Genomic DNA, 24,206 nt, shown 5'->3' with positions numbered 1-24,206 from the left:
TCGCGTACCTTGAATGACGATAAGCATAAAACGAAGCGGCATGTATTGACCTGGAGCAGGTTTGTGGCCACCTCGGTTTTGAAGCCCGTTGTGCGCTGCCGTATTCCCTGTTCTAGGCTCTAGCTGTGTGTCGAGGTGAAATGCGTCACGACATGTCCAGGATGGACGTGATCGGAAGCACAACAACAGCACCCTAGTGTGCTTACGCATCCCTTGAGACGTGAACTCTTACGCGCCAAGAGGCATACGTCATGGAGCTTGATCCCGTACTGCTATCGCGAATGCAATTCGCCTTCGTCGTTTCCTTTCATGCCATCTTCCCCGTCTTCACGATCGGACTGGCATCCTATATCACCGTGCTGCACGCGCTCTTCTACAAGACCCGCAATCCGGCCTGGGATCGCCTGGCCTACCTGTGGACCAAGGTGTTCGCCGTGGCCTTCGGCATGGGGGTGGTGTCCGGGATCGTGATGTCGTTCCAGTTCGGTACCAACTGGAGCAACTTCTCCCAGGCCAGTGCCAACTTCATCGGGCCGCTGTTGAGCTACGAGGTGGTGACGGCCTTCTTCCTGGAAGCCGCCTTCCTTGGTGTGCTGCTTTTCGGACGTGGCCGGGTGCCGCAGGGGGTGCACCTTTTCGCTGCCGCCATGGTGGCCCTTGGCACCTTCATCTCGACCTTCTGGATCCTTGCCGCCAACAGCTGGATGCACACGCCGGCTGGGGTCGACTTCGTCGACGGTACGTTCCGCGTCACCTCCTGGATCGAAGCGATCTTCAACCCCTCGTTTCCGTATCGCTTCGCGCACATGGCAATGGCCTCGTTCATCACCGGCGGCTTCGTGGTTGCCGGCGTCAGCGCCTGGTATCTGCTGATCGGCCGCGATGTCGAAGCCAATCGCAAGGCGCTGTCGATGTGCCTGTGGATGCTGCTGGTGCTGACGCCGGCTCAGGCCTTCGTGGGTGACCTGCACGGTCTGAATACCCTGGAGTACCAGCCGACCAAACTGGCCGCCATGGAGGGTAACTGGGAAACCAAGGAGGGCGCGCCATTCCTGCTGTTCGCCTGGCCGGACCAGGCGGCGCAGCAGAACCGCTTCGAAATCGGTATTCCCTACGCCGCGAGTCTGATCCTGACGCATGAGCTCTATGGCGAAGTGCCGGGCATTCTCGAGTCACCACCCGAAGAGCAGCCACCCGTCGCCCTGGTGTTCTGGTCCTTCCGGGTGATGATCGGCATCGGCTTCCTGATGATCGCGGTATCGCTGGCGGGCCTCTGGCTGCGTCGGGGGGGCAGGCTCTATCACGCACGACGTTATCTCAACGTGCTGCGAGTGATGTCGGTGACCCCCTTCGTGGCCGTTCTCGCCGGCTGGGTCACCACCGAGTCGGGCCGTGCGCCATGGCTGGTATACGGCATCATGACCCATGCCGAAGGGGTTACGCCCTCGCTGACCGGTGGCATGGCGCTGTTCACGCTGATCGGCTACGTGCTGGTGTACGGCATCATCTTCTATGCCGGTACCTACTACCTGACCCGGGTAATCCGCTACGGGATGCAGCCGAAGGATGAGGACAAGCTGGTGGACGATTTCGAGACGCCCAAGCGGCCCTTCTCAGCCACCTCGACACCCTTCGACGACAATCCCGCCAAAGGGGAGGGCTGAGCCATGGAAATGTTCGATCTATCTCTGATATGGGCGCTGATCATCGGCTTCAGCATCATGATGTACGTGCTGATGGACGGCTTCGACCTGGGGCTCGGCATTCTGTTTCCCTTCGCGCCCGACGAAGATGCCCGCGATGTCATGATGAACACGGTGGCGCCGGTGTGGGATGGCAACGAAACCTGGCTGGTGCTGGGAGGCGCTGGACTCTTGGCTGCCTTCCCCCTGGTCTACACGGTATTCCTGCCGGCACTCTATATCGGCGTGTTCCTGATGTTGGCGGGATTGGTGTTTCGCGGTGTCTCTTTCGAGCTGCGCTTCAAGTCGCGTCGCGACCAGCGTAACCGCAGGCTCTGGAACATGGCTTTCAGCATCGGCTCGGCGGTAGCTGCCTTTGCCCAGGGGGCCGTCGTCGGCACCTATATCCAGGGCTTCGAGACCCAGGACGGCGTTTTCGTCGGCGGCGCCTTCGACTGGCTCACACCGTTCACGGTGCTGACCGGTATCGGCATCATGGTGGGCTATGCGCTGCTGGGCACCACCTGGCTGATCCTCAAGTCGGAGGGGTACATTCAGGCCTGGGCCTACAAGCTCACGCCGCCGCTGCTGCTGGCGGTGCTGGTGATCTTCGGCATCATCAGCATCTGGACGCCGCTGGTCAACGACGTGGTATGGGATCGCTGGTTCGGCCACCTGCAGGTGATATGGATCCTGCCGGCGTTGACCCTGCTGTGCATGTACGGGGTGTTCTGGGCGGTGCGCCGCCAGCGCGAACTGCTGCCGTTCATGGCCACGCTGGGCATGTTTTTCTTTACCTACCTGGGGCTGGTCGTGAGCAAGTGGCCCTGGCTGGTGCCGCCCAACTACACCATCTGGGACGCCGCTTCGGCGCCGGAATCGCAGCTGTTCCTGCTGATCGGCGTGCTGTTCGTGCTGCCCTTCGTGTTGGGCTACACCTTCTGGTCCTACTGGGTGTTCCGCGGCAAGGTGCGGGCCGGCGAGGGCTATCACTGAGCCCATGAAGCACGACATCACCGCGTCGCCGCGTCGCTGGCTGGCGGCCCATGCCGCCAGTCAGCGCGGTTGGCTGGGCCTGGCTGCCCTGGCCGGGATTGCAGCAGGGGCCATGACGATTGCCCAGATGGCGCTGCTGGCCTGGATCGTCAGTCGCCTGCTCGTCGTTGGCGAGCCACTGGCAGCATTGACCTGGGCCTTTCTGGCCCTGGTTGCGGTGCTGCTCCTGCGTGGGCTGTGCCAATGGGGTCATGAAGCGGCCGGCCAGGAGGCCAGCCTGCGCATTCGGCGGGCGGTTCGCCGCGAACTGCTCGATCATCTCGACGCCATGGGGCCGGTCCGCGTGGGCGGGCGCCACTCGGGGGGGCTTGCCAGCCAGCTGGTCGAACATGTCGAGGCGTTGGACGGCTACTTCGCTCGCTTTCTTCCCCAGCTTCGCCTGAGCGTGGCCATCCCGCTGCTCATTCTCGCCGTGGTGCTGTGGCTCGATTGGCTGGCGGCGCTGTTCCTGCTGCTGGCAGCTCCTCTGATACCGCTGTTCATGGCCCTGGTGGGCATGGGGGCGGAGCGCCTCAACCGCGACCAGTTCGTGGCCGTCAGCCGGCTCTCGGGACACTTCCTCGACCGGGTGCGAGGAATCGCCACGCTGCAGCTGTTCCACCGTACGGCTCAGGCCGGTGCCGAAGTTCATGACGCGGCGGAGGAGTATCGGCGCCTGAGCATGCGTACCCTCAGGGTGGCGTTTCTCTCGTCGGCGGTACTCGAATTCTTCGCCTCGGTGGCGATTGCCGTCGTTGCCATCTATGTGGGTTTCGGCCTGCTCGGCTATATCGACTTCGGTCCGGCCGCGGAGCTGACGCTGTTCAGCGGCTTGCTCGTCCTATTGCTGGCGCCGGAGTTTTTCCAGCCCCTGCGCACTCTGGCACAGCACTACCACGACAGGGCGGCGGCGCTTGGTGCGGCGGAGGGCATGCTGACGCTGCTCGGTGAGCCCGTTCGTTCCACGAGCGAGACGCAAGCGCAGGCGCCGGCTCGACATCGGCTGGTAGCGCTCGAGGACGCCACGCTTACTCACCCAGGTCGGGGCCGGGTGCTCGGCCCGCTCAGCGTTGCCGTCTCACCTGCCGAAACGCTGGTGGTTACGGGCCCGTCGGGCGCCGGAAAGTCGGCGCTGTTGCAGCTGCTGGCGGGCTTCGTCACGCCCGACGACGGCACCCGCCATGCCCAGGCTGGGCTCAAGCTGGCCTGGATGGATCAGCGCCCGGTACTGATTCACGGCAGCCTCGCCGACAATTTGCGCCTGGCCGCACCCGAGGCGAGCGACGACGAACTTTGGCACGCGCTAGCGCTTGCCGGCCTGGACGAGTTCGTCTCGCAGCTTCCCGCCGGGCTCGCCACGCCGCTGGGCGAACGCGGGGCCGGTCTTTCCGGCGGCCAGGCACAGCGGCTGGCGCTGGCGCGAATTTTTCTCTCCGATGCCGATCTGGTGCTGCTCGACGAACCGACCGCAAGTCTCGACGAGTCGACCGAGGCGGGAGTCATCGAATCGCTGCGCCGACTTGCCGATGAGGGCAGGGCGCTGGTGATCGCGACCCACCATCCGGCGCTGATGGCCATGGCGAGCCGAAAGGTAGCGCTGCTCGAAGGCCTGCCCCAGCCGCAGTCGATAGAAGGGCACAGCGATGAGTGACAATCGACTTGGGGTTACGCTTGCTCCCTGGCTGCGCCTGATGGCGCGTCGGCGCCGACGGCTTGTCATCGGCGTGGCGTTACTGGCGGCCACGCTGTTCTCGGCTGTGGCCCTGCTGGCACTATCGGGTTGGTTCATTGCCGCCAGTGCTTTGACCGGTATGGCGCTGGCTGCCGGGCTCGCCGTTAGCCTGGACGTCTACGTTCCAGGGGGCGGAATACGCTTTTTCGCGCTCAGTCGTACCGTGGCCCGCTATGCGGAGCGCCTCTACAACCACGATACCGTGCTGCGTCTGCTGGCCGATCTGCGCAGTCGCCTGTTCGCTGCCATGGCCAGGCTCGATGACCGGACGCTGGCGCGGCAGCGGGCCAGCGACTGGCTCAATCGATTGACCGCCGACATCGACACCCTCGACAGCCTCTACCTGCGGCTGTTGGCTCCACCAGCGGTGGCCCTGGTAGCCGTTCTGCTGCTGTGCGCCTTCCTGGCGCTGTGGGTGCCCGCAGCGGGGCTGGCAGTGGCGGCAATCCTGCTGCCTGCCTGGGCTTGGCTCGTGGCCGGTCAGGCGTGGCTGGGCATGGCGTCGAGCCGGCGCCAGGTAGGGTATCTCCAGCGCTTGCGCAGCCAGGCGATCGATCATCTGGGCGGCATGGCCGAACTCGAGGCCTACCGCAGTCGGGAGTGGCATCGACGCGATTTCGGCCAGCGCGAAGAGGCGCTTTATCGCGATCAGCGTCGTACCGGCCGGGTGGCGGGCTTCGGTATCGCCCTAGCCAACTTGACGGTCGGGCTGAGCATGGTGGCAGCGCTGTGGCTGGCAGCCTCGGCCTGGCAGCAGGACATGATCAGCGGCGCGGTGATGGTCATGCTGCCGTTGGCGGTGCTGGCTCTCGGTGAAGCCTTGGCGCTGCTTCCCGCCGCATTCACCCAGCTGGGTGCCACCCGTGGCGCCGCCGAGCGACTCAATGACGTGGAACGCGCCAGGAGCGAGCTCGGTACGGGCAGCCTGTGTCTGGCCGAGGGCCCCTTGTCCATTCGCTTTAACGACGTCAGCCTTCGCTACCCCGGTGCATTGACTCAGGCACTGCGCAATGTCGATTTTTCCATGGCCCCTGGAGAACGCCTCGCCCTGACCGGCGTCTCCGGTGCCGGCAAGAGCAGCGTAGCGGCGCTGTTGACCCGTCGCATGCCGCCCAGTGAAGGCGAGCTGTCCATTGGCGGCGTGCCGCTGGATCAGATCGAGGAGCGCTCGCTGCGTGAGCGCGTGGCGATTCTCGGGCAGCGCATCGATCTGTTTCAGGACAGCCTGGCCACCAACCTGAGGGTGGCGGCACCGGAAGCCGACGATGACAGCCTGTGGCAGGCGCTTGCCTGGGTCGAGCTGGCATCATGGGCGGAAGGTTTGCCGCAGGGGTTGGCCACGCAGGTGGGTGAGGGCGGCCGGGCCCTTTCAGGCGGGCAGGCGCGTCGCCTGGCGCTGGCTCGCCTGTGGCTGCGGGATCCGGGGCTGGTCATCCTCGACGAGCCCTTTTCCGGCCTCGATGCGACTACGGTTTCGCGCCTTTCGCCGCGGCTCGACCGATGGCTGGAAGGGCGCAGTGTGATCTATCTGGTCCATCAGCTCGGCGACGGGGCATTCGACCCGCCCGGCATCACTCGGGAGTGCCGTCTGGAACAGGGCCGACTGACCGTTTGCGCAAACTCGCCCGATCCATCAGGATAAGGAAATAAAGGCGACGAGGTGCACCATGCGCGATTTCCTCAAGCGGCTGCCCAAGGCCGAACTACACCTGCACATAGAAGGTTCGCTGGAACCCGAGCTGATGTTTGCCCTGGCGCGACGCAACAACATCGCGCTGCCCTACGACTCGGTCGATGCCGTTCGTGCAGCCTATGACTTCGAGGACCTCTCCTCATTCCTCGACCTCTACTACCAGGGCATGAGCGTCCTCAGGCGCAGCGAGGACTTCCACGACCTGGCCATGGATTACTTTCGTCGTGCCCATGCCGAGGGAGTGGTCCACGTCGAGATGCATTTCGACCCCCAGGCGCACCTGGCCCGCGGGATCGAGCTCGATGTCGTGATGGAGGGGTTGAACCTGGCCCAGCGCGAGGCCGAGCGCGAGCTGGGGATGTCCACGGCCCTGATCATGGCCTTTCTGCGTGACCGCCCCGCCGAGGAGGCGATGCAGGTGCTCGAGAGCGCAGCACCCTATTGGGAGATGCTCGATGCCGTGGGGCTCGACAGCGCCGAGCGCGGTCATCCGCCGTCGAAATTCGTCGACGTCTTCCAGCGTGCCAAGATGCTGGGGATTCCTCGCGTCGCCCACGCCGGTGAAGAGGGCCCGCCCGAGTACATCCGCGAAGCCCTCGACCTGCTCGACGTCTGCCGTATCGATCATGGGGTACGCTGCCTCGAAGACCCTGCGCTGGTCACACGTCTGCGTGACGAGGGCGTAGTGCTGACGGTCTGCCCGCTCTCCAACGTACGTCTCAAGGTGGTGGAGCGCATCGAGGACCATCCCTTGCCGCAGCTGCTTGAAGCCGGCCTGCGGCTGACGCTCAATTCGGACGACCCCGCCTATTTCGGGGGCGGCATGCTGGATAACTTCATCGCCTGCCACGAGGCCTTCGATTGGTCGCGGGAGACCTTCATTCAGCTTGCCGGCACCGCCATCGAGTCCGCTTTCATGAGCGACAGGCGCCGGCTCGAGCTGCATCAGCAGCTGGCTGCCAGCGTCTGAGCCAACGAAAACCCCCGGCGCGAGCCGGGGGTTAGCCGATGTACTGCTTGTCGTTCCCTTGTTTCTTCCCTGCGTACCGGTCGCCTTACGGCAGTGCCGGCACCTCGAACTCAGGCATCTTGCCGGTCAGTGTATGCAGGAAGGCGGTGATGTCGGCAATCTCGTTCTCTTCGAACTGGCGATTGAGCATCTCGCTACCCATGATGGCCACGGCTTCCTCGAGAGTCTCGGTGGCGCCGTTGTTCATGTACGGGTAGGTCACGCCCACGTTGCGCAGCGTCGGTGTGCGGAACTTGTACATGTCGGCTTCATCGCCGGTCACGTCGAAACGTCCCACGTCGGTGGAGCCGGGCACCTGAATCGCCCAGAAGTTGCTGTCGGTCAGCGCCGGGCCGCTGTGACAGGCGATACAGCCGGTGTCGACGAAGGCCTGCATGCCACGCTTCTCCTGGTCGTTGAGCGCATTCATGTCGCCGCGCAGATAACGATCGAAGGGCGAGTTCGGCGTGTTCAGGGTGCGCTGGAAGCTGGCCAGGGCCATGGCCAGGTTTTCCTTGTTGATCGGGTTGTCGTCGCCGGGGAAGGCTTCGGCGAACTTCTCCTGATACAACTCGAACCCATCCAGACGCTCCAGGGCCGCGTCGAGGTCCATGGCCATTTCGATGTCGGCCTGGATCGGGCCGAGCGCCTGGCCTTCGAGATCGGGCTCGCGGCCATCCCAGAACTGGGCACCGAGGAAACCCGAGTTGAGCACCGTGGGCGTGTTACGGTCGCCGATCTGGCCGTCGTGGCCGGTGGCGCGCGGAATGCGGTCGCTCCAGCCCAGCGCCGGGTTATGGCAGGTGGCGCAGCTGATCACGCCGCTGGAAGAAATGCGCGGCTCGAAGAACAGCATGTTGCCCAGTTCCACCTTCTCCTCGGTCAGCGAGTTGTGCGCCGGAATCGGCGGCAGGTGGGGCAGCGGCTGGAAGCGGTCGCGGTAGTCGCCGAGGCCGTCGTCGGCGGCCACGCCGGTTGCCGCCAACGCGGCGCTCAGCGACACTGCGGCAGCGATAAGAGCCGGCCGGGCGAGAGCTTGATGAATCATGGCGAATCCCCTTGGTTGCAAGCTAGAGACAGTTTTAGCCTGAATTGCAACATCAGGTTACGGTCCCCTCTTGAGACGTATCAACCCAGTAAAACAGTCGGAATGGACGCCTCGTTGAGGTGGATCAAGTTTTCTTCACTCCCGCCGCCGAAGAGGTGACATACGCTTGTTTCAGCGGCGAAGGTATGGTCTTTTCAGACGCCTTCGGGAGGAGCCGAGATGACGCGCTATCGCTATCCATTGCTGCCGGAATCGGAAGTGACGCCACGCGAGCCGTTGACGTCCCGCCGTCGCTTTCTCAACGGCAGTCTCGCCCTGGGGGCCGCTGCCATCGCCCCTGGCCTGCTCTGGCCTCGCTCGTCCTCTGCCTGGCAGGGGGCGCTTGCAGCACGCATCGACTCGCAGCTGCCCAGCCATGACCTGGCCGGCGGCGAAGCCCCGACCTCGCTGCGCGACATCACCACCTACAACAACTTCTATGAACTGGGCACCGGCAAGCGGGACCCGGAGATCTACGCACACCAGCTGGTCACCGACCCCTGGTCGCTGACCATCGATGGGGAAGTGGACAAGGCCGGCACCTTCGCTCTCGAGGACGTCCTCAAGCATCAGGATCTTGAGGAGCGCATCTACCGCCTGCGCTGCGTCGAGGCATGGTCGAAGGTGGTGCCGTGGATCGGCTTTCCGCTGGCGAACCTGCTCAAACGCCATGAGCCGACGTCGCGTGCCCGCTACGTGGTGTTCGAATCGATTCACGACCCCGATAACCTGCGCGGCCAGCGACGCAGCGTGCTCGACTGGCCCTACCGCGAGGTGCTGCGCATCGACGAGGCCATGCATCCGCTGACCCTGCTGGCAGTGGGGCTATACGGCGAGGTGCTGCCCAATCAGAGCGGCGCGCCCATTCGCCTGGTGGTGCCGTGGAAGTACGGCTTCAAGAGCATCAAGTCGATCGTGCGCATCGCTCTGGTGGAGGAGCGCCCGCCGAGCTCCTGGGAGGAGCGCAATCCCGAGGAGTACGGCTTCTATGCCAACGTGAATCCCGACGTCGACCACCCGCGCTGGTCCCAGGCGCGGGAGCGCAGGATCGGCGAGAGCGGTAGGCGCGAAACGCTGATGTTCAACGGCTACGCCGACGAGGTAGCCCACCTCTACAGCGGAATGGACCTTCAGCGTCATTATTGAGCGAAGCCAGTAATTCGAGGAGTGCTGCCGGGTGGATCGACGCACCGCTATCAACCTCTTTCGCCTGCTTGTGCTGTTGGGCGGAAGCCTGCCGGCCCTGTGGCTTGGCTGGCAGTGGTTCTTCGGCGACCTGGGCGCCGTGCCCGGCGAAGCCGTGGTGCACTTCACCGGCAAGACGGGGCTGATACTGCTGCTGGTGACGATTGCCTTCAGCCCGGCGTTTCGCTTCACCGGCTGGGTCGGGTTCATGGCGGCTCGGCGCCAGATCGGCCTTTGGGCCTTCTTCTGGCTGGTGGCGCACATGCTGGCCTGGATGGGGCTGGATCAATACTGGGACTGGCCGTGGATCCGCCGTGAAATGGTCGAACTACCCTACATACGCTACGGCGTGGCCGCGCTGGCGCTGCTGGTGCCGCTGGCCGTTACCTCGTTTCATCGTGTGCGCCAGGCCATGGGCTGGACGGCCTGGCACTGGCTGCACCGTCTTATCTACGTTGCCGCGGCGCTGGGGGTGACGCACCTGTGGATTCTGACCCGCGCCGACTACCTGCTGCCGACCCTGTTCGCCGCCGTGCTGGCGGCACTGGTGCTCTTCCGGCTCATCGACGCCGCCATTCATCGCCAATGAAAAAGGTGCGGGCAAGTACCCGCACCCTTCGTCTCTTAGGCTTAGTCCCTTAGTGAGTAGTGACCAGCATCACCACGCTAAGCGCAGCCGAGACCCACATCGCCGGCTTGATGTCGTAGAGCTTGCCGGTGGCCAGCTTGATCAGCACGAAGCTCAGGAAGCCGAAGGCGATGCCCAGGGTGATCGAGTAGGTCAGCGGCATCAGAATGATCGCCAGAAAGGCCGGGAAGGCCTGCTCGAACTGCGTCCAATCGATCTTGCTCACCGGCGCCAGCATGAACAGCCCCACCAGCACCAGAGCCGGCGCCGTGGCGATACCGGGAACCAGCGACAGCAGCGGCGAGAGGAACAGGAAGGGCAGGAACAGGAAGGCAATGGTGACCGCCACCAGGCCGGTACGGCCGCCCTGAGCCACGCCGGCACCGGATTCGATGAAGGTCTGCGCCGCGCTGGTGCCCAGCGGTGCGGCGATCATCGAGGCGAAGGCGTCCACGGTCATGGAGCGCTTGAGGTTGCGCGGGTTGCCGTCCTTGTCCTTGAGATCGGCGGATTCGGAAAGCGCCATGAAGCACGACAGCGCATCGAAGAAGTTGGTGAACAGCATGACGAAGATGAACGGCAGGTAGGCGACCTTGAGCGCGCCCCAGATATCCACCTGCATCACCGCGCTGAAGTCCGGCCAAGCGGCGATACCGCTCCACTCCACTACCACGTCGCCGCCCCACAGGCGGCCCATGGGCGTGGCCAGCAGGGTGGTCAGCGCAATACCCAGAATCAGCGCGCCGTTGAAGCGCATGATCACCAGAATGGCGGTGGCCATCATGCCGATGAAGAAGGTGATCAGCGAGGCGTCCATGCTGCCCAGGGTCACCAGGGTCGCGTCGCTGCCGACGATGAAACCGGCGTTCTTGAAACCGATGAAGGTGATGAACAAGCCGATGCCGCAGGTGATGGCATAGCGCAGCGAAGGCGGAATGGCGTTGATGATCGCCTCGCGCACGTTGAACATCGCCAGGGTGGCGAACAGCACGCCGGACCAGAACACGCAGCCCAGCGCCACCTCCCACGACAGCCCCGCACCCTGCACCAGGGTATAGGTGAACAGCGCGTTCATGCCCATGCCCGGTGCCACCAGGATCGGATTGCGGGCATACAGCCCCATGGCCAGGCTGCTCATGAAACTGATCAGCACGGTAGCGGAGAGCGCCGCCGAAAAGGGGATGCCGGCGTCGGAGAGAATCGCCGGGTTGACCACGATGATGTACATCGAAGCCAGGAAGGTAGCGATGCCCGCCAGAATCTCGGTGCGTACGCTGGAGCCACGACGGCTTGCGCCGAAATAGCTGTCCAGCCAACTGCTTCCTTGCCCCGTGGCTCGCGCGGAGGGGCGTCCGTCTGCCTTGTCGGCAAGGGAGGAGGTCGGTTCCATGATTCGTGTCCGTTGTTGTTGGGGGCGTTGATTGTCATTGGCAGCATGATTGACCGAATGGTCAGGCAGGCTCGGGCTACAGCCTAGACAATATTTGACCGATTGGACAGGTATGCTGCGACCATCGTCGTATACAAAATATTCGTCGACTGTCAGGCGTGCTTACTGCACAGCGAACCGCAGCAGGGGAAGGGCAGTAGGGAGATAGGAAAGTAGAGAAAGAAAAATAGGAAAGTAGGGAAGTAGAAAAGTTGAGCAAAGGAGGTGAGAGAGCGAACGAAAGCGCTTTCAGACGACCCCAGCCGGTGCGAGGCGGGCCTGCAACTGCTCGACGGGTAGCGGTTTGGCGAGGAGATACCCCTGGAATGCATGGCATCCCTCGGCGATTAGGCATTGCATCTGCGCCTCGGTTTCCACCCCCTCGGCCACGACTTCCAGCTGCAGAGCAAGACCCATGGCGATGATGGTGCGAACGATGGCCATGTCGTCGGGGCTTTCCAGGAGGTCGCGCACGAAGCTTTGATCGATCTTGATCTGATCCAGCGGCAGCCGCTTCAGATATTGCAGGGAGGAGTACCCCGTGCCGAAGTCGTCCATGGCAAAGCTGATGCCGAGCCGCTTCAACTTGTGCATCTTGTCGATGCCGGCCTCGATGTCATCGATGACGCCGCTCTCCGTCAGCTCGAGCTTCAGGCGGCCGGGATCGACCCCGGTGGCTTTAATGACATGTTCGATTCGCTCGACGAAATCCGGCTCACGAAACTGCCTGGCGCTGACGTTCACCGCTACCGAAAGCCGAGCCGCTATGGGCTGATCCGCCCAGGCCACCAGCTGACGACACGCCTGTTCGAACACCCAGTCGCCGAGCGGCACGATCAAGCCGCTCTCCTCGGCAAGCGGAATGAACTCCGCAGGCGACACCAGCCCCCGCCGCGGATGCTGCCAGCGAACCAGCGCTTCGGCAGCAAGGGGACGACGCTCGGCATCGAACTGTAGCTGATAGACGAGACGAAACTCGCCTCTCTGAAGCGCATGGCGAAGGTCGCGCCGGGTTTCGTTACGCGCTTCCATCGCTTGCTGTATGGCGGAATCGTGGAAACGGATGGCATTGCGCCCGGCAAGTTTTGCCCGGTGGCAGGCGGCATCGGCAAGCTTGAACAGCGTCTCCACGTCCTCGCTGCCGTCGAACATGGCCACGCCCTGGCTGGCCGAAAGGAAGTGCTGCAGGCCATCCAGCGAATAGGGTTCGGCAATGGCAAGTCGTACCCGGTCGGTGAACTCCTCGACCCGACTGGCCGCCCGTTCGGCCGGTGGGGGCAGTGAATCCAGAATCAACAGGAACTCATCTCCCCCCAGGCGCCCGGGCGTGCAGCCCTCCTTCTGGATGGCCCTTAGCCGTTGAGCCGCCTCACGCAGAAGTCGGTCCCCGGTACGATGGCCATAGCTGTCGTTGACCTGCTGGAACAAGTCGAGATCCAGATAGATCAGAGCACCGTGTTGCCCCGTGCGCTGGCACAGCTGCAGCGAGTGGGCTAGATGCTCGCTCATCATGCGCCAGTTGGGCAGTTCCGTCAGGCCATCGAAGTGGGCCAACTGGTGGGCCTTGCGTTCGGCCACCAGTCGACGTGCCTCGCTTTCACGCAGCCGCAGCACCGCCAGGGCAAGCTGCTGCAACTGGCCCCGCCCCAGTTCGGCAAGGCGCTGAACTCGCGGCAGCTCGGGAACCTCACGGTGGGGATGGGAAAGCGCGAGCAACCCTTCGGCGATGATCAGCAGGTGACGATTCAGGATCCGGGCGGAGTAAAAGGCGGCGACCAGCATCAGTGCCAGGATCGCCCCGCCAAACAGCAGCAGTGTGTTGAAGTGCCCAAGAGTGTCCTGATAGGCATCGCTGGTGCGCTCGCCGCTGCGCTGCGCCAGCTTGGACGAAAGGTGCCCCGTGAGCATGGAGAAGCGCAAGAATTCATGCTGTGCCTCGTCCAGGTAATGTCGGGCCCGGGTGGCATCCACGGTGGCGATGTCGCCGGCCATGATGATGAAGCGCCGATAGCCCTCGAAGGCCTCGCGCAAGTGTTGGGCACTGCCGTGGTTCAAATCGATCATCAGCGGCGTTTCGGTCAACGTCTGTATCTGCCCGCCCAGGGTGGCAAGCTCGTTGACGAAGCTCGAATGCAGCCGATAGCTGGCAAGCGCCGACAGCTCGCCCCGGTCGGCCTGTTGCAGCATCTCCACTACGCCCTGATGTAGCTCGTCCAGGCTCTGGGTGTAGTTGGCGGCCTGCAGCAGAGCGGCCATGTCCGCCGACTGTATGGCGTGGTTCTGAGTCATCCTTTCCTTGAGCACCTGCACCGCGGCAAGTCCGAACAGCAGGGCAGGGATCAGCACCACCAGAGTGGGCAGAAGAAAGATCCAGATGAGCGGTCGGTTCGACTTCATGGGCAACCTTACGGTGCTTGGGAGGCCAGCGATGGCCACAGTTCCGGTGGAATGCTGGCCCGGTAGAGATAACCCGCCTCTCCGAGCGGCGAGAAGATCACCAGGGTGCCTTCGGCTGGGAAGTATTCCATGAGGTCGGCGAGATTGGGCCCGTGGGCCACGATCATACGATTGGAGCCGTTCTCGACCGGCAGCGAGAGCATCCTGTCAGTGTGCTCGATCACAGGCCGCTTCTCGTCGTCCGTCATCGCGGCGGTATAGCGCAGCAGCTCGTCGATCTGCTGGGGCTTGTTCGGGAACAGGATCCGAGCGGTCTCCTGCGTTCGGCAGAAGGGGCTGACCAGGATGGGCTCTTCTATGGGCCAGGCGTGCCGCGCCATGTGCTCGGCGACGGTCGCTATGAGTTCACGACCCTCGTCGCTCAGGGGCCGCTGGGTAGTACAGTCGTCGAATTCGACCGGTACCCGGTCGGGAAGGCTCGTGTCCGTCGGCCCATGGCGCATGTAGAACACGTAGCCGCCCTGGTACAGGGAAGCCAACAACTCGGCGCTGGGCTCGACCGCTACGTGCTCATCCGCCCAGGCCAACAGATTGACGAGACACAGCAGGCACGCCAACGGCAGGCGGCAACAGGGCAACGGCTGTCGAAGCAAAGTGGGCAGAGGGAGCACGGACGACCCTGCTTATCGTTTGTAATGATCCAATATGCATGAGAAATCTAATACTCACTAACCACCTTAGGTATAGGCAACTAGGTTTCTTGATCTAGATCAAGTTAATGGCCGGATGCACTTGCGCCAATAGTGCTGACTTGGTGTCGTGCTTTGGTTGGCGTTGCCCTCAACGTTTCTCTCGGTTACGTTGAGAAAAAAGCCGCAGAAGATGGCTTACGTAACCAAGACGTACTCAGGGATGCCGCATTAGGGATGATGGAAAACGTCATCCCTAATGCCAGCAGGGCGGTAGCGTTCCTGGAGTTCACGGCTCAGTATCCACACCCCGGCAAAGCCCCTGCTCAGCACATGCGATTCATCGCGGCTCTTCTCGGTCCGGGGGCTGGAGTGCTTTACGTGAATGGTTGCCTTTAACTTGATCATGGGCTTGGGGGCAGGTGTATGCCTCCATATTAACATTTTTAGATCAGTAGATATGCATATAGCATATTGGACCGACAAAACGTACATGAGCGCGAATTATGCATAGTGGCCGAGTTGTGTTTGGGTGTTTGAGAAATCAATATGTTAGCATGGAGTGGGCGCGTTAAATAAGATTCTTGAACGCGCAATCGGGTTCACACAATATCAGGACGCGTAGTCCAGTCAATGTTAGAGGGAAATGATGATGGGTCTCGTTCCTGGTTACTGTGTAGATTGTGGGGTCCGCTTCCTCTCCCAGGCGGTGTCTGTGGACGAGACATCTACAGTCATTCTCGAAAACAACCGCGTCAATTGCCCAAACTCTCTTAGTCATCGTGCATACCTGTTGGACGGCGTCTTTACAGGTGCAGGTGAACTCGTAAAGCTGGTGAGTGGCCCTGATTTAAGTGTCGAGGTGCTTCGCGAGGTCACTGAGCTCCTCGAGCAGGCCCGGTCTCAAGGGAGGAGCATGGAAGAGGCGGCCGACACAGTGGACAGAATGTACCCAGGGCTAGGCCACATCCTTAAGCGCTTCCAGAATCTGGGTTATGCAGTAGCTTTTGTTGGTGTTCTGAGTGCCGATCTTAATGTGAAGTTGAACATCGACATCGATGTTAACCGGCTTGTCGAGCAGGCTGTGGAGTTATGGCGTGAGAGGGAAAGCTCAGAGGTGGTGAAAGATGCAGGCGTGGATGAAGATGGTTAGCATGACCCAAATCAAGTTCAAATGTTCTTAATATCACGGCGTCGTGTCCGAAGAATGCTCTCCTCTAACAACAGCGTCAACGCGGACCGGTTTTTACGCTGCCGCTCCAAAACCGCCCGGTTACGCTGGGCGTTAGAAACGGTACAGTGAATTAATGGATAAACTAATCGACCACCTATCAAGTGAATGGGGTGCGCTTTCCCAGGCGCCGCTTGCTTTCGTGATTTTTTCCGTGCTGGTTTTGATGGCTGCTTATGCTTTGGCTCGGTGGCGATACGGTTCTGTTGTTGAGCGGCTTCGTGCGACCAATGAGACTCTAAGAGAGAGGATTTACCTCAAAGAGGAACAAGTAGACCAGTACCGCTCTCGCGCACTGCAACTTGAAGATAAGCATATGGAAGTGGTGGATACTACAGAGGAAGTCCTGCGGGACAAGGCGCTAGGTGTGGTCCGAGGTATTCGAGATATCACAGAAAAATATAATTCGGCTTATGAGGAGGCTATTACAAATGTCAGTAGAGATCAGGAAGATCGACATGACGAACAATGGCGGCAGGGTGCTGCTGATCCTTTGATGCGGGTTATGGGTATGGCTCTCGGTGAGTATTCGAGGGAGTATAAGGTCGATGCGATTCTGTTGAGGGATGAGCTAAGGACGAGGCTTTCCGAATATCAGCCCGACCCGATGACTCACGATTTGCTTTATGAGCAACCTACTAACTTTTTTGGATTGGAAGGGGTAGCTACAGACTTAGAACGTATGGCGAAGATGCTAACAAGCAAATGATGTAAGCGCGTTTCACGCGCCGGACGCCCTCCTACGGCGGGCGTCCCATATTTGGGCGTTAGGCAGCAAGCCAGCGAGGAAGCAACCTTGGACATCCGTGTTGATGACGTACGAAGTCAAGAAGTTATCGAGCTAATACGGGAGCACCTTGAGTCGATGGCGCCGACGGCTCCTCCTGAGAGCCGTCACGCCCTCGATCTCGATGGGCTACGTGGCCCGGACGTTACTCTTTGGGCGATGTGGAACGGAGCTTGCCGGTATTGGAGCACTCAAGCGTCTTTCACGAACTCACGCCGAGATAAAGCCCATGAAGACCGCAAAGCCCTACTTACGCCGGGGCGTTGCGTAACGTCTTCTATCGCACATTATGCGTCAGGCAAAATCACTCGGTTATAGCCGGCTGAGTCTAGAAACCGGGTCCGGAGGCTTCATGGCACCACGCAGGCTATCGCTCGTTCTCTTAATCACAACCGCTGCCCTCGTGCTCAGCGGCTGTCCGTCGCCGGGGAATGGCGAACCACCGCCGACGACCGAAACAGCCGATACCTCTCAACCCGAAGCGGCGCTTGCTCCGCTTGAGGTAGGCGACGAGCAGATCCGTGCGGCGGATGGGTCCGTGCTGCTTGGCATTGACGATGTGCCGGGCACGATTCGCGTGGATCAACAGGCTGAATTTGGTGCTGCGCAGCGCTTCCAGGAAGCCTCGCTTTCGCCGGATGGTGCCTGGCTAGCCGTGATCACTTCGGGGGCGGCACATAGCGCCGGCTGGCTTGTCCGGGTGGAAGCGGGACAGCCAAGGCCGGCTGCGTTCCAGTACGGCGGCAACATCACCATCGGGCCGTGGAGCGATGATTCGTGGCGGGTGGTCTTCGTGCAGGAAGGCCCTGCGGGCGGTCGAACGCTGACGGTGGTCGATGCAGAGCGGCTGGGAGAAACGGTGGAGGAGAGTGCCATGCCGGTGCATAGCCCCGAGCATGAGGAGCTGGTACCCGTGGAGCGCATCTACGAGGCGCTGGCGTGGGGAAACGGAGAGCTGCTCTTTCGGGTGGGCGAGGAGCGCTGGGTCTTCGATCCGGATAGCGGGGAGGTAAGGTCCTCGCAGTAGGTTGCAAAGCTGGGTTTCACACTGAATTTCAAATCGTGGCGAGTGGTCCTCATGAATTCTGAGAACCACTCGCCATTTTCGTTTCAGGCTTGGCCTAGGCTTGGTCGCGCTGGTGCTGGCAGCGTCCGCCGGCCCAGGTTTCCAGAATGCTGCGGTCATCGCCCAGCATCATCAGGGCGAACAGTCGCTCGCCGAGGGTCTTGCAACGGGCGTGACGACGTCCAAGCAGCGGTGAGCCGTCGGGGTCGATCACCACGAAGTCGGCTTCCATGCCGGGGGCGAAGCGGCCGATCTTGTCATCAAGTGAAAGCGCCTTGGCGTTGCCCAGGGTGAGGCCGTATAGGCCTTGCCAGGCGGTGAGCGGCTGGCCGCGCAGCTGGCCTACCTGGTAGCCGGCCTTGAGCGTGGCGAGGCCGGAGAGGTCGGTGCCGCCGCCGATGTCGCTGGCGTAGGTGATGTTGAGGCCGACCTCGCGTGCCGCCAGACGGTCGAACAGGCCGCTACCGAGGAACATGTTGGAGCTGGGGCAGAAGGCGATGTTGGCACCGCGCTCGGCGAGCCTGCTACGCATCTCCTGATCGAGGTGGATGCCGTGGGCGAAGGTGCTGCGCGGGCCGACCAGCCCGGACTGCTCATAGACTTCGAGATAGTCGCGGCTCTCGGGGAACAGCTCGGCCACCCAGTCGAGTTCGCCGGGGTTCTCGGAAAGGTGGGTCTGCAACCACAGGCTGGGGTCGTTGCGCAGCACGCCACCAGTAGCATCGAGCTGTTCACGGGTGGAGGTCGGGGCGAAGCGCGGGGTCAGGCTGTAGCCCAGCCGTGCGGTGCCGTGCCATTCGGCGATTAACCGTTCGGTGTCGCGAATGCCGCCGTAGGTGTCGTCGCACAGCGCCTCGGGGGCGTTGCGATCCATCAGCACCTTGCCGGCCAGCATGCGCAGGTCGCGCTGGCGGCAGGCCGAGAAGAAGGCTTCCACCGAGGTGGGGTGGCTGGAGCAGAACACCTGGGCGGTGGTGGTGCCGACACGCAGCATTTCGTCGAGGAAGGCATTGGAAATGACCTCGGCCCGCTCGCGCTGGGCGAAGCCGCACTCTTCGGGGAAGGTGTACTCGTTCAGCCAGTCCAGTAACTGACGCCCATAGGAGGCCATGATCTCCAGCTGCACGTAATGCACGTGGCTGTCGATGAAGCCGGGCATCACCAGCTTGCCGCGATGATCCACCGTCTCGATGCCTTCGGGCAGGCGTGGCGCCAGCGCTGCGTAGTCGTCGATGGCCTTGATGCGGCCGTTCTCCAACCACAGCGCGCCATCCTCGATGTGGCGTACGCTGCCTTCTGCTGGTTTGTCACCTTCGCCGGGGTCGGCATCGAAGCTCAGCAGTTCGGCGCGTATCACGCGGGAATCGTTGCTCGTCATATCTTGGGCTCTTTGATTGCAATCATCGGGCTGTTCCGGCGGCAGGCCTGCGAGGAGGCGCTGTGAATCCTTCCCTGGACGCTACATTTGCCATTCATGGCAAATGACCTCCTCTTCGGCCTGCCCCCGGCGCCCGATAGCCATCGCCGTGGTCAGGAAAGTTGTTTGAATCGGATTGTCAGAACAGGGCGCGCAGCTCTGCCGGCGCCAGGCCGCGCTGATCGGCACGCTCGGCTTTGCCCACCAGCGGCAGCAGCTCGGCCAAGGCGGCAATGGCGATGGCGTAGGGCGTCTTGTCGCCACCGGTGCCGCCATTGGCCGTGCCGATGGGGCAGCGAACGCTGGACAGGGCTGCGTTGTCGTGTCCGGCATCGGTGAGCCGCGAGCGGAAGCTGGCCCACTTGCTCTTCGAGCCGATCAGGCCGATGGAGGCCATGTCGCCGCGCTTGAGCAGGGCGTCGATCAGCTCGCGGTCCTCGGCGTGGTCGTGGGTCAGCACCAGCGCATGGCTGCCCGCTGGCAGCGCTTCCACGGCGGCCTGCGTGTCCGGGGCGTGGCGACAGGCCAGGCGCGGTTGATCCTTGGCCCAGCCCGGAAAAACGCCTTCGCGGCTGTCGTGCCACAGCACTCGCCAGGGCAGCGGGGCGGCCAGTCGCACCAGCTCGTTGCCGACGTGGCCGGCACCGAAAATGGCTAGCGTGGCCGCGCTGCCAGGGAATACCTCAAGCAGCACGTTGACGAAGCCGCCGCAGCACTGGCCGCTGCGCCCGCCCAGGGAAAAGGCTTCGAGGCTCATGGCGCTCTCGCCACGCGCCAGCTTCTCCCGGGCTGCGTCGATCACCTGGAACTCGAAGGTGCCGCCACCCAGGGTGTCGAACACCTCGCTCTCGCTGATCACCATGCGTGCGCCGGGCTCGCGGGGTGTGGAGCCGGCGCTGGTCACTACGGTGGCCAGCGCGTGGGGCAGCCCCTCGCACTGCAGCTGGTGCAGCGCTTCGTGCCAGGGGGTGGGCCGTGGCGCGCTCATCACGGCGCGCCTCGTTCCAGCCGGGCACTGTCGTAGCGGCTGCGTAGCTCCTCGGCGGCCATCAGCACGCGTTCCGGGGTGGCGGGGGTATCGAGCCGCGGGGCCTCGGCGTAGTCGGTCAGGCTGGCTAGGGCATCACGCAGCGCCGACCACACGGCAATGCCGAGCATGAAGGGCGGCTCGCCCACTGCCTTGGAGCGGTAGATGCTGGCCATGGAGTTGGGGTGGCCTTCCATCAGCTTGACGTTGAACACCGGCGGCAGATCGCCGTAGGTGGGGATCTTGTAGGTGGCGGGGCCGTCGGAGATCAGCCGGCCGGCCTCGTTCCACTTCAGCTCCTCGCTGGTCATCCAGCCCATGCCCTGGATGAAGCCGCCTTCTACCTGGCCGATGTCGATGGCCGGATTCAGCGAGTCGCCCACGTCGTGCAGGATGTCGACCCGGTCGACCTGATACTCGCCGCTCAGGGTGTCGACGCTCACTTCTGCCACGGCGGCGCCGAAGGCGTAGTAGTAGAAGGGGCGGCCCTGGCCGACGTTGCGGTCGTAGTGGATCAGCGGGGTGGCGTAGAAGCCCTTCTCGGAAAGCGAGATGCGGTTGAGGTAAGCGGACTGGACCAGCTCGCCCCAGGGAATGCGCTGCTCGCTCTCGCCGTGGCCGGCGATGAGATGGCCGGCTTCCAGACGCATCTCCTCGCGGTCGAGGCCATGGTCCTTGTAGAGATGCTCGTGGGCGAAGTCGAACAGGCGCTGCTTGAGCTTCACGCAGGCATCGCGCGCGGCCTGGCCGTTCAAGTCCGCGCCGCTGGAGGCCGCGGTGGGCGAGGTGTTGGGCACCTTGTCGGTCCGGGTGGCGGTGATGCGCACCTCGTCGACGTCGAGCCCCAGCTCGCGGGCCACCACCTGGCAGATCTTGGTGTGCAGGCCTTGGCCCATCTCGGTGCCGCCGTGATTGATCATCACGCTGCCGTCGGTATAGACGTGCAGCAGGGCGCCGGCCTGGTTGAGGTGCTTGGCGGTGAAGGAGATACCGAACTTCACCGGTGTCAGCGCCAGGCCGCGCTTGATGATCGGGCTCTCGGCGTTGAATTCGGTGATGGCACGCCGCCGCGCCCAGTAGTCGCTGCTGGTTTCAACCTGCTCGACCAGCTCGCGCAGCAGCTTGATCTGATCCACCTGCTGGCCGTAGTGGGTGGTCTGCCGGCCGGGGCGGTAGAAGTTGCGCTTGCGCACCGTCAGCGGGTCTTCGCCGATGCGCCGGGCGATGTCATCCATCGCCGCCTCGATCACCATCATGCCCTGGGGGCCGCCGAAGCCGCGGAAGGCGGTGTTGGAAGCGGTATGGGTACGGGCGCGGTGGCCGGTTACGCGAGCCTCGCCCAGGGAGTAGGCGTTGTCGCTGTGGAACATGGCGCGGTCGACGATGGCGTCCGAAAGATCCGGCGAGTAGCCGCAGTCGCCGATCACGGTGATTTCGCCGCCTTGAATCACGCCCTGCTCGTCGATCCCAAGCCGGTAGCGGTTGTGGAACGGGTGGCGCTTGCCGGTGGCGCGCATGTCGTCGGCGCGGGGCAGGCGCATGCGGGTGGTGCGGCCGGTGCGCCGGGCGATCAGCGCGGCGATGCAGGCCCAGGGGGAAGCCTGGGTCTCCTTGCCGCCGAAGCCACCACCCATGCGACGTACTTCCACGGTCACGGCATGGAAGGGGATGCCCAGCACCTCGGCGACCAGCTTCTGGGTCTCGCTGGGGTGCTGGTTGGAGGTGTGAACGATCACGCCCTCATCCTCGGTGGGCTGCACCAGGCACGCCTGGCCTTCGAGGTAGAAGTGCTCCTGACCGCCGACGAACTGCTCCGCCTCGACCACATGGGCGGCGCTGGCCAGGGCCTGCTCCCAGTCGCCGCTCTGCTGCACATGGGTGGGGCGCACGAACTCGCCGCGCTCGGCGGCGGCCACCGGGTCGAGGCAGGCCGGCTGCTCGTCGATCTCGGCGATGCCTTGGGCCAGGGCGGCGTTTACCGCTTCGCGTGCGGCGCGATGACTCTCGGCCGCCACCGCGAACAGCACCTGACCGACGTAGCTGATCTCATCCTCGACGAAAATGGGGTCGCCGGGGAACACGGGGCCGATATCGGTGTGTCCCGGCACGTCGTGAAAGCCGACCACGTCGACCACCCCTGGCATGGCGCGCACCTTGTCCAGTTCTAGCCGGGTCAGGCGGCCATGGGCGACGGGCGAGAGTGCCAGCGACACATGCAGGGCGTCGGCCGGTGCTTTGAGATCGTCGATATAGGCGGCGCGGCCGGTAACGTGCTTGACCGCGCTCTCGTGGGCCCGGGAATACGGATGCATACCGGGATGTATGGTATCCCGAGCCAGTGGGCTGGCACCCTTGATGCGACCGTCGAGCTCGTGGCGGGCAGTTTCCGACTCCGCGCTCACATCGTCGGTGGCTGATTTGTTCTCTGGCGTGGCTTCGGGCGCCTTGGAATCGGGCGCGGTTTCGGGCGCCTTGGAAAGCTTAGTGAGCGTACGCATGGAGCATCACCTCCCTGGGGCTGTCGGTCTCGGCCTGGGCGATCACAAGACGCAGGCGCTCGAGCAGGTTGGCGGCGGAGAGCCGGCGGTAGTCGGCGCTGCCGCGCACGTCGGACATGGGCTGAAAGTCCTCGCCCAAGGCTTGGCGAGCGGCCAGGAACGCCGCCTGGTCGGGTGCTAGGCCTTCCAGCGCCGCCTCGGCGTGGGTGGCGCGCTTGGGAATCGCTGCCATGCCGCCGAAGGCGAGTCGCACGTCGCGCATCACGCCGTTTTCCAGGCGGTAGGCAAAGGCGCCCAGCACCGCCGAAATATCGTCCTCACGACGCTTGGACAGCTTCCACACCTTGAGAGTTTGGCCCGACTCGGGGCGCGGCAGGAAGATCGCACGAATGGCCTCGCCCTCGCGCAGCGCGGTGCGCTTGTAGTCGAGGAAGAAGTCTTCCAGCGGCAGTTCGCGCTCGCCCTCGGGGCCTACCAGGCGCAGGCGCGAACCCATTGCCAGCAGCACCGGCGGGGTGTCGCCGATGGGCGAGGCATTGGCGACGTTGCCGCCCAGGGTGCCGCGGTTGCGCACCTGCTTGGAGCCGAGGCGGTGGAGCAGGTGGGCGAAGGCGTCGTAGTGCTCTTCCAGCAGCGGCTCCAGGCGTGAATAGGTGACGGCGGCGCCGACCCACCAGCCTTCACGACCGTCGTCCAGCCTGGCTTCGTCGATGACGTTGAGTTCGGCGACTCGGGTCACGTCGATGACGCGTTCGAAGCGTGCCTGGCGCTGGGTGCATTCGAGCCACAGGTCGGTGGCGCCGGCGACGAGGCGTGCCTTGGGGTGGCGCTCCAGGCAATCGACGAATGCTGCAAGCGTCGTGGGCTGCTGAAAGGCGATGTCGGCGTTGGGCGCTACCGGGTCGCTCTCGGCTGGCGCGGCGGCGTCCAGCCACAGGGGCCGGTTGTCCGGGTGGGTGTTCATGCTCAAGGCGGCATCGCGGATCGGGCGGTAGCCGGTACAGCGGCACAGGTTTCCTCCCAGGGCCGCTTCCAGGCGCTGCGGCGTCAGGGGGAGCGGGGCCTCGCGATCGCTACTGCGCTGACTTTCATGCAGGGTGAACAGTGACATGACGATGCCCGGGGTGCAGAAACCACACTGGCTACCGTGACACTCGACCATGGCGGCCTGGGCCGGATGCAACGCCTCGCCCTGGGCCAGACCTTCCACCGTGACCAGGTGGCGTCCGTTGAGCTGGTGGGCGGGAGTGATGCAGGCATTGGCGCTGTGGTAGCGCAACTTGCCGTCGGGGCCGGGTTCGCCAATGGCGACCGTGCAAGCACCGCAGTCGCCCGACGCGCAGCCCTCCTTGGTACCCGTGGCGCCGAGGCTGTCACGCAGCAATTCGAGCACGCTGGTGTCAGGGGTGGCTTCGCTCCGGCACGGCCTCCCGTTGAGCATGAAGTCGATCATCGCCTTGTCTCTTGTGAATTGTCTCTTGTGAATTGTCTTTGGTGACGCTGTGTTCAGCCGATCGGTCTTGCTTGGTTGACCAAATGGTCAGGATGTACTCAGCATGGGCCAGAATGTCGCACTTTGCAAGAGTCGTATGGCTTTCGAATCACGCAGGCAAA

At 63.3% G+C, this 24,206-nt stretch carries 18 protein-coding genes; 10 read left to right on the top strand and 8 right to left on the bottom strand.

Annotation, left to right across the window (positions count from 1 at the left end; all coding sequences use genetic code 11):
• The first annotated feature begins 251 nt into the window (after positions 1 to 251).
• From AC2VNO_RS08120 to AC2VNO_RS08100, 5 genes are read left to right on the top strand one after another with little or no spacing between them, the layout of a single operon-like run.
• Positions 252 to 1,664: a cytochrome ubiquinol oxidase subunit I gene (locus AC2VNO_RS08120; protein ID WP_486933661.1), complete on the top strand. Its 1,413-nt coding sequence runs from the start codon at positions 252 to 254 to the stop codon at positions 1,662 to 1,664.
• A gap of 3 nt (positions 1,665 to 1,667) precedes the next feature.
• Positions 1,668 to 2,678 carry a cytochrome d ubiquinol oxidase subunit II gene (gene cydB / locus AC2VNO_RS08115; RefSeq protein WP_486933660.1) on the top strand — a complete coding sequence of 337 codons (1,011 nt, stop codon included), beginning with the start codon at positions 1,668 to 1,670 and terminating at the stop codon, positions 2,676 to 2,678.
• 4 nt (positions 2,679 to 2,682) lie between these two features.
• Entirely contained in the window at positions 2,683 to 4,368 is a 1,686-nt protein-coding gene (cydD, locus tag AC2VNO_RS08110; protein WP_486933659.1) for a thiol reductant ABC exporter subunit CydD, read from the top strand.
• A complete protein-coding gene (cydC, locus tag AC2VNO_RS08105) occupies positions 4,361 to 6,091 on the top strand; it encodes a thiol reductant ABC exporter subunit CydC (protein WP_486933658.1) in 1,731 nt (576 codons plus the stop codon). Before cydD ends, cydC begins: the two co-directional genes overlap by 8 nt.
• A 25-nt stretch (positions 6,092 to 6,116) precedes the next feature.
• Positions 6,117 to 7,112 carry an adenosine deaminase gene (locus tag AC2VNO_RS08100; protein WP_486933657.1) on the top strand — a complete coding sequence of 332 codons (996 nt, stop codon included), beginning with the start codon at positions 6,117 to 6,119 and terminating at the stop codon, positions 7,110 to 7,112.
• A gap of 85 nt (positions 7,113 to 7,197) precedes the next feature.
• Here the strand turns inward: AC2VNO_RS08100 and AC2VNO_RS08095 are convergent, their stop codons facing one another.
• Complete coding sequence (locus AC2VNO_RS08095) at positions 7,198 to 8,199, bottom strand: cytochrome-c peroxidase (protein ID WP_486933656.1); 1,002 nt, start codon at positions 8,197 to 8,199, stop codon at positions 7,198 to 7,200.
• 219 nt (positions 8,200 to 8,418) lie between these two features.
• Here AC2VNO_RS08095 and msrP point away from each other — a divergent pair, with 219 nt between their 5' ends.
• Complete coding sequence (msrP, locus tag AC2VNO_RS08090) at positions 8,419 to 9,384, top strand: protein-methionine-sulfoxide reductase catalytic subunit MsrP (RefSeq protein WP_486933655.1); 966 nt, start codon at positions 8,419 to 8,421, stop codon at positions 9,382 to 9,384.
• 31 nt (positions 9,385 to 9,415) lie between these two features.
• Entirely contained in the window at positions 9,416 to 10,012 is a 597-nt protein-coding gene (locus AC2VNO_RS08085) for a protein-methionine-sulfoxide reductase heme-binding subunit MsrQ (protein ID WP_486933654.1), read from the top strand.
• A 49-nt stretch (positions 10,013 to 10,061) separates the two neighbouring features.
• On the opposite strand, the gene AC2VNO_RS08080 is transcribed toward AC2VNO_RS08085, so the two are convergent.
• The 3 genes from AC2VNO_RS08080 to AC2VNO_RS08070 form a co-directional block, all read right to left on the bottom strand.
• Complete coding sequence (locus tag AC2VNO_RS08080; RefSeq protein ID WP_486933653.1) at positions 10,062 to 11,441, bottom strand: NCS2 family permease; 1,380 nt, start codon at positions 11,439 to 11,441, stop codon at positions 10,062 to 10,064.
• A gap of 288 nt (positions 11,442 to 11,729) precedes the next feature.
• Positions 11,730 to 13,877, bottom strand: a complete 2,148-nt coding sequence (locus tag AC2VNO_RS08075; RefSeq protein ID WP_486933652.1) for a putative bifunctional diguanylate cyclase/phosphodiesterase — start codon at positions 13,875 to 13,877, stop codon at positions 11,730 to 11,732.
• A gap of 8 nt (positions 13,878 to 13,885) precedes the next feature.
• Positions 13,886 to 14,515, bottom strand: coding sequence for a histidine phosphatase family protein (locus AC2VNO_RS08070; RefSeq protein ID WP_486933651.1), 630 nt, complete (start codon positions 14,513 to 14,515; stop codon positions 13,886 to 13,888).
• 766 nt (positions 14,516 to 15,281) lie between these two features.
• On the opposite strand from AC2VNO_RS08070, the gene AC2VNO_RS08065 reads away from it, so the two are divergent.
• The 3 genes from AC2VNO_RS08065 (at position 15,282) to AC2VNO_RS08055 (ending at position 17,611) form a co-directional block, all read left to right on the top strand.
• A complete protein-coding gene (locus tag AC2VNO_RS08065) occupies positions 15,282 to 15,719 on the top strand; it encodes a hypothetical protein (protein ID WP_486933650.1) in 438 nt (145 codons plus the stop codon).
• Between the two features lie 154 nt (positions 15,720 to 15,873).
• Positions 15,874 to 16,506 carry a hypothetical protein gene (locus AC2VNO_RS08060; RefSeq protein ID WP_486933649.1) on the top strand — a complete coding sequence of 211 codons (633 nt, stop codon included), beginning with the start codon at positions 15,874 to 15,876 and terminating at the stop codon, positions 16,504 to 16,506.
• Between the two features lie 616 nt (positions 16,507 to 17,122).
• Positions 17,123 to 17,611: a TolB-like translocation protein gene (locus tag AC2VNO_RS08055; RefSeq protein ID WP_486933648.1), complete on the top strand. Its 489-nt coding sequence runs from the start codon at positions 17,123 to 17,125 to the stop codon at positions 17,609 to 17,611.
• Positions 17,612 to 17,705: 94 nt separating this feature from the next.
• On the opposite strand, the gene guaD is transcribed toward AC2VNO_RS08055, so the two are convergent.
• The 4 genes from guaD to xdhA form a co-directional block, all read right to left on the bottom strand.
• Entirely contained in the window at positions 17,706 to 19,028 is a 1,323-nt protein-coding gene (gene guaD / locus AC2VNO_RS08050) for a guanine deaminase (RefSeq protein ID WP_486933647.1), read from the bottom strand.
• Positions 19,029 to 19,206: 178 nt separating this feature from the next.
• Entirely contained in the window at positions 19,207 to 20,055 is an 849-nt protein-coding gene (gene xdhC / locus AC2VNO_RS08045) for a xanthine dehydrogenase accessory protein XdhC (protein ID WP_486933646.1), read from the bottom strand.
• Positions 20,055 to 22,592 (bottom strand): xanthine dehydrogenase molybdopterin binding subunit, encoded by a 2,538-nt coding sequence (gene xdhB / locus AC2VNO_RS08040; protein ID WP_486933645.1) that lies wholly within the window; start codon positions 22,590 to 22,592, stop codon positions 20,055 to 20,057. Before xdhB ends, xdhC begins: the two co-directional genes overlap by 1 nt.
• Positions 22,576 to 24,045 carry a xanthine dehydrogenase small subunit gene (gene xdhA, locus AC2VNO_RS08035; protein WP_486933644.1) on the bottom strand — a complete coding sequence of 490 codons (1,470 nt, stop codon included), beginning with the start codon at positions 24,043 to 24,045 and terminating at the stop codon, positions 22,576 to 22,578. The genes xdhB and xdhA overlap by 17 nt, the downstream gene beginning before the upstream one ends.
• Positions 24,046 to 24,206 lie beyond the last annotated feature (161 nt).

The organism is Halomonas sp. TH-94, assembly GCF_057473365.1.
Note: the sequence above shows the minus strand (reverse complement) of the source record. Positions and strands in the feature narration are given on the sequence as shown.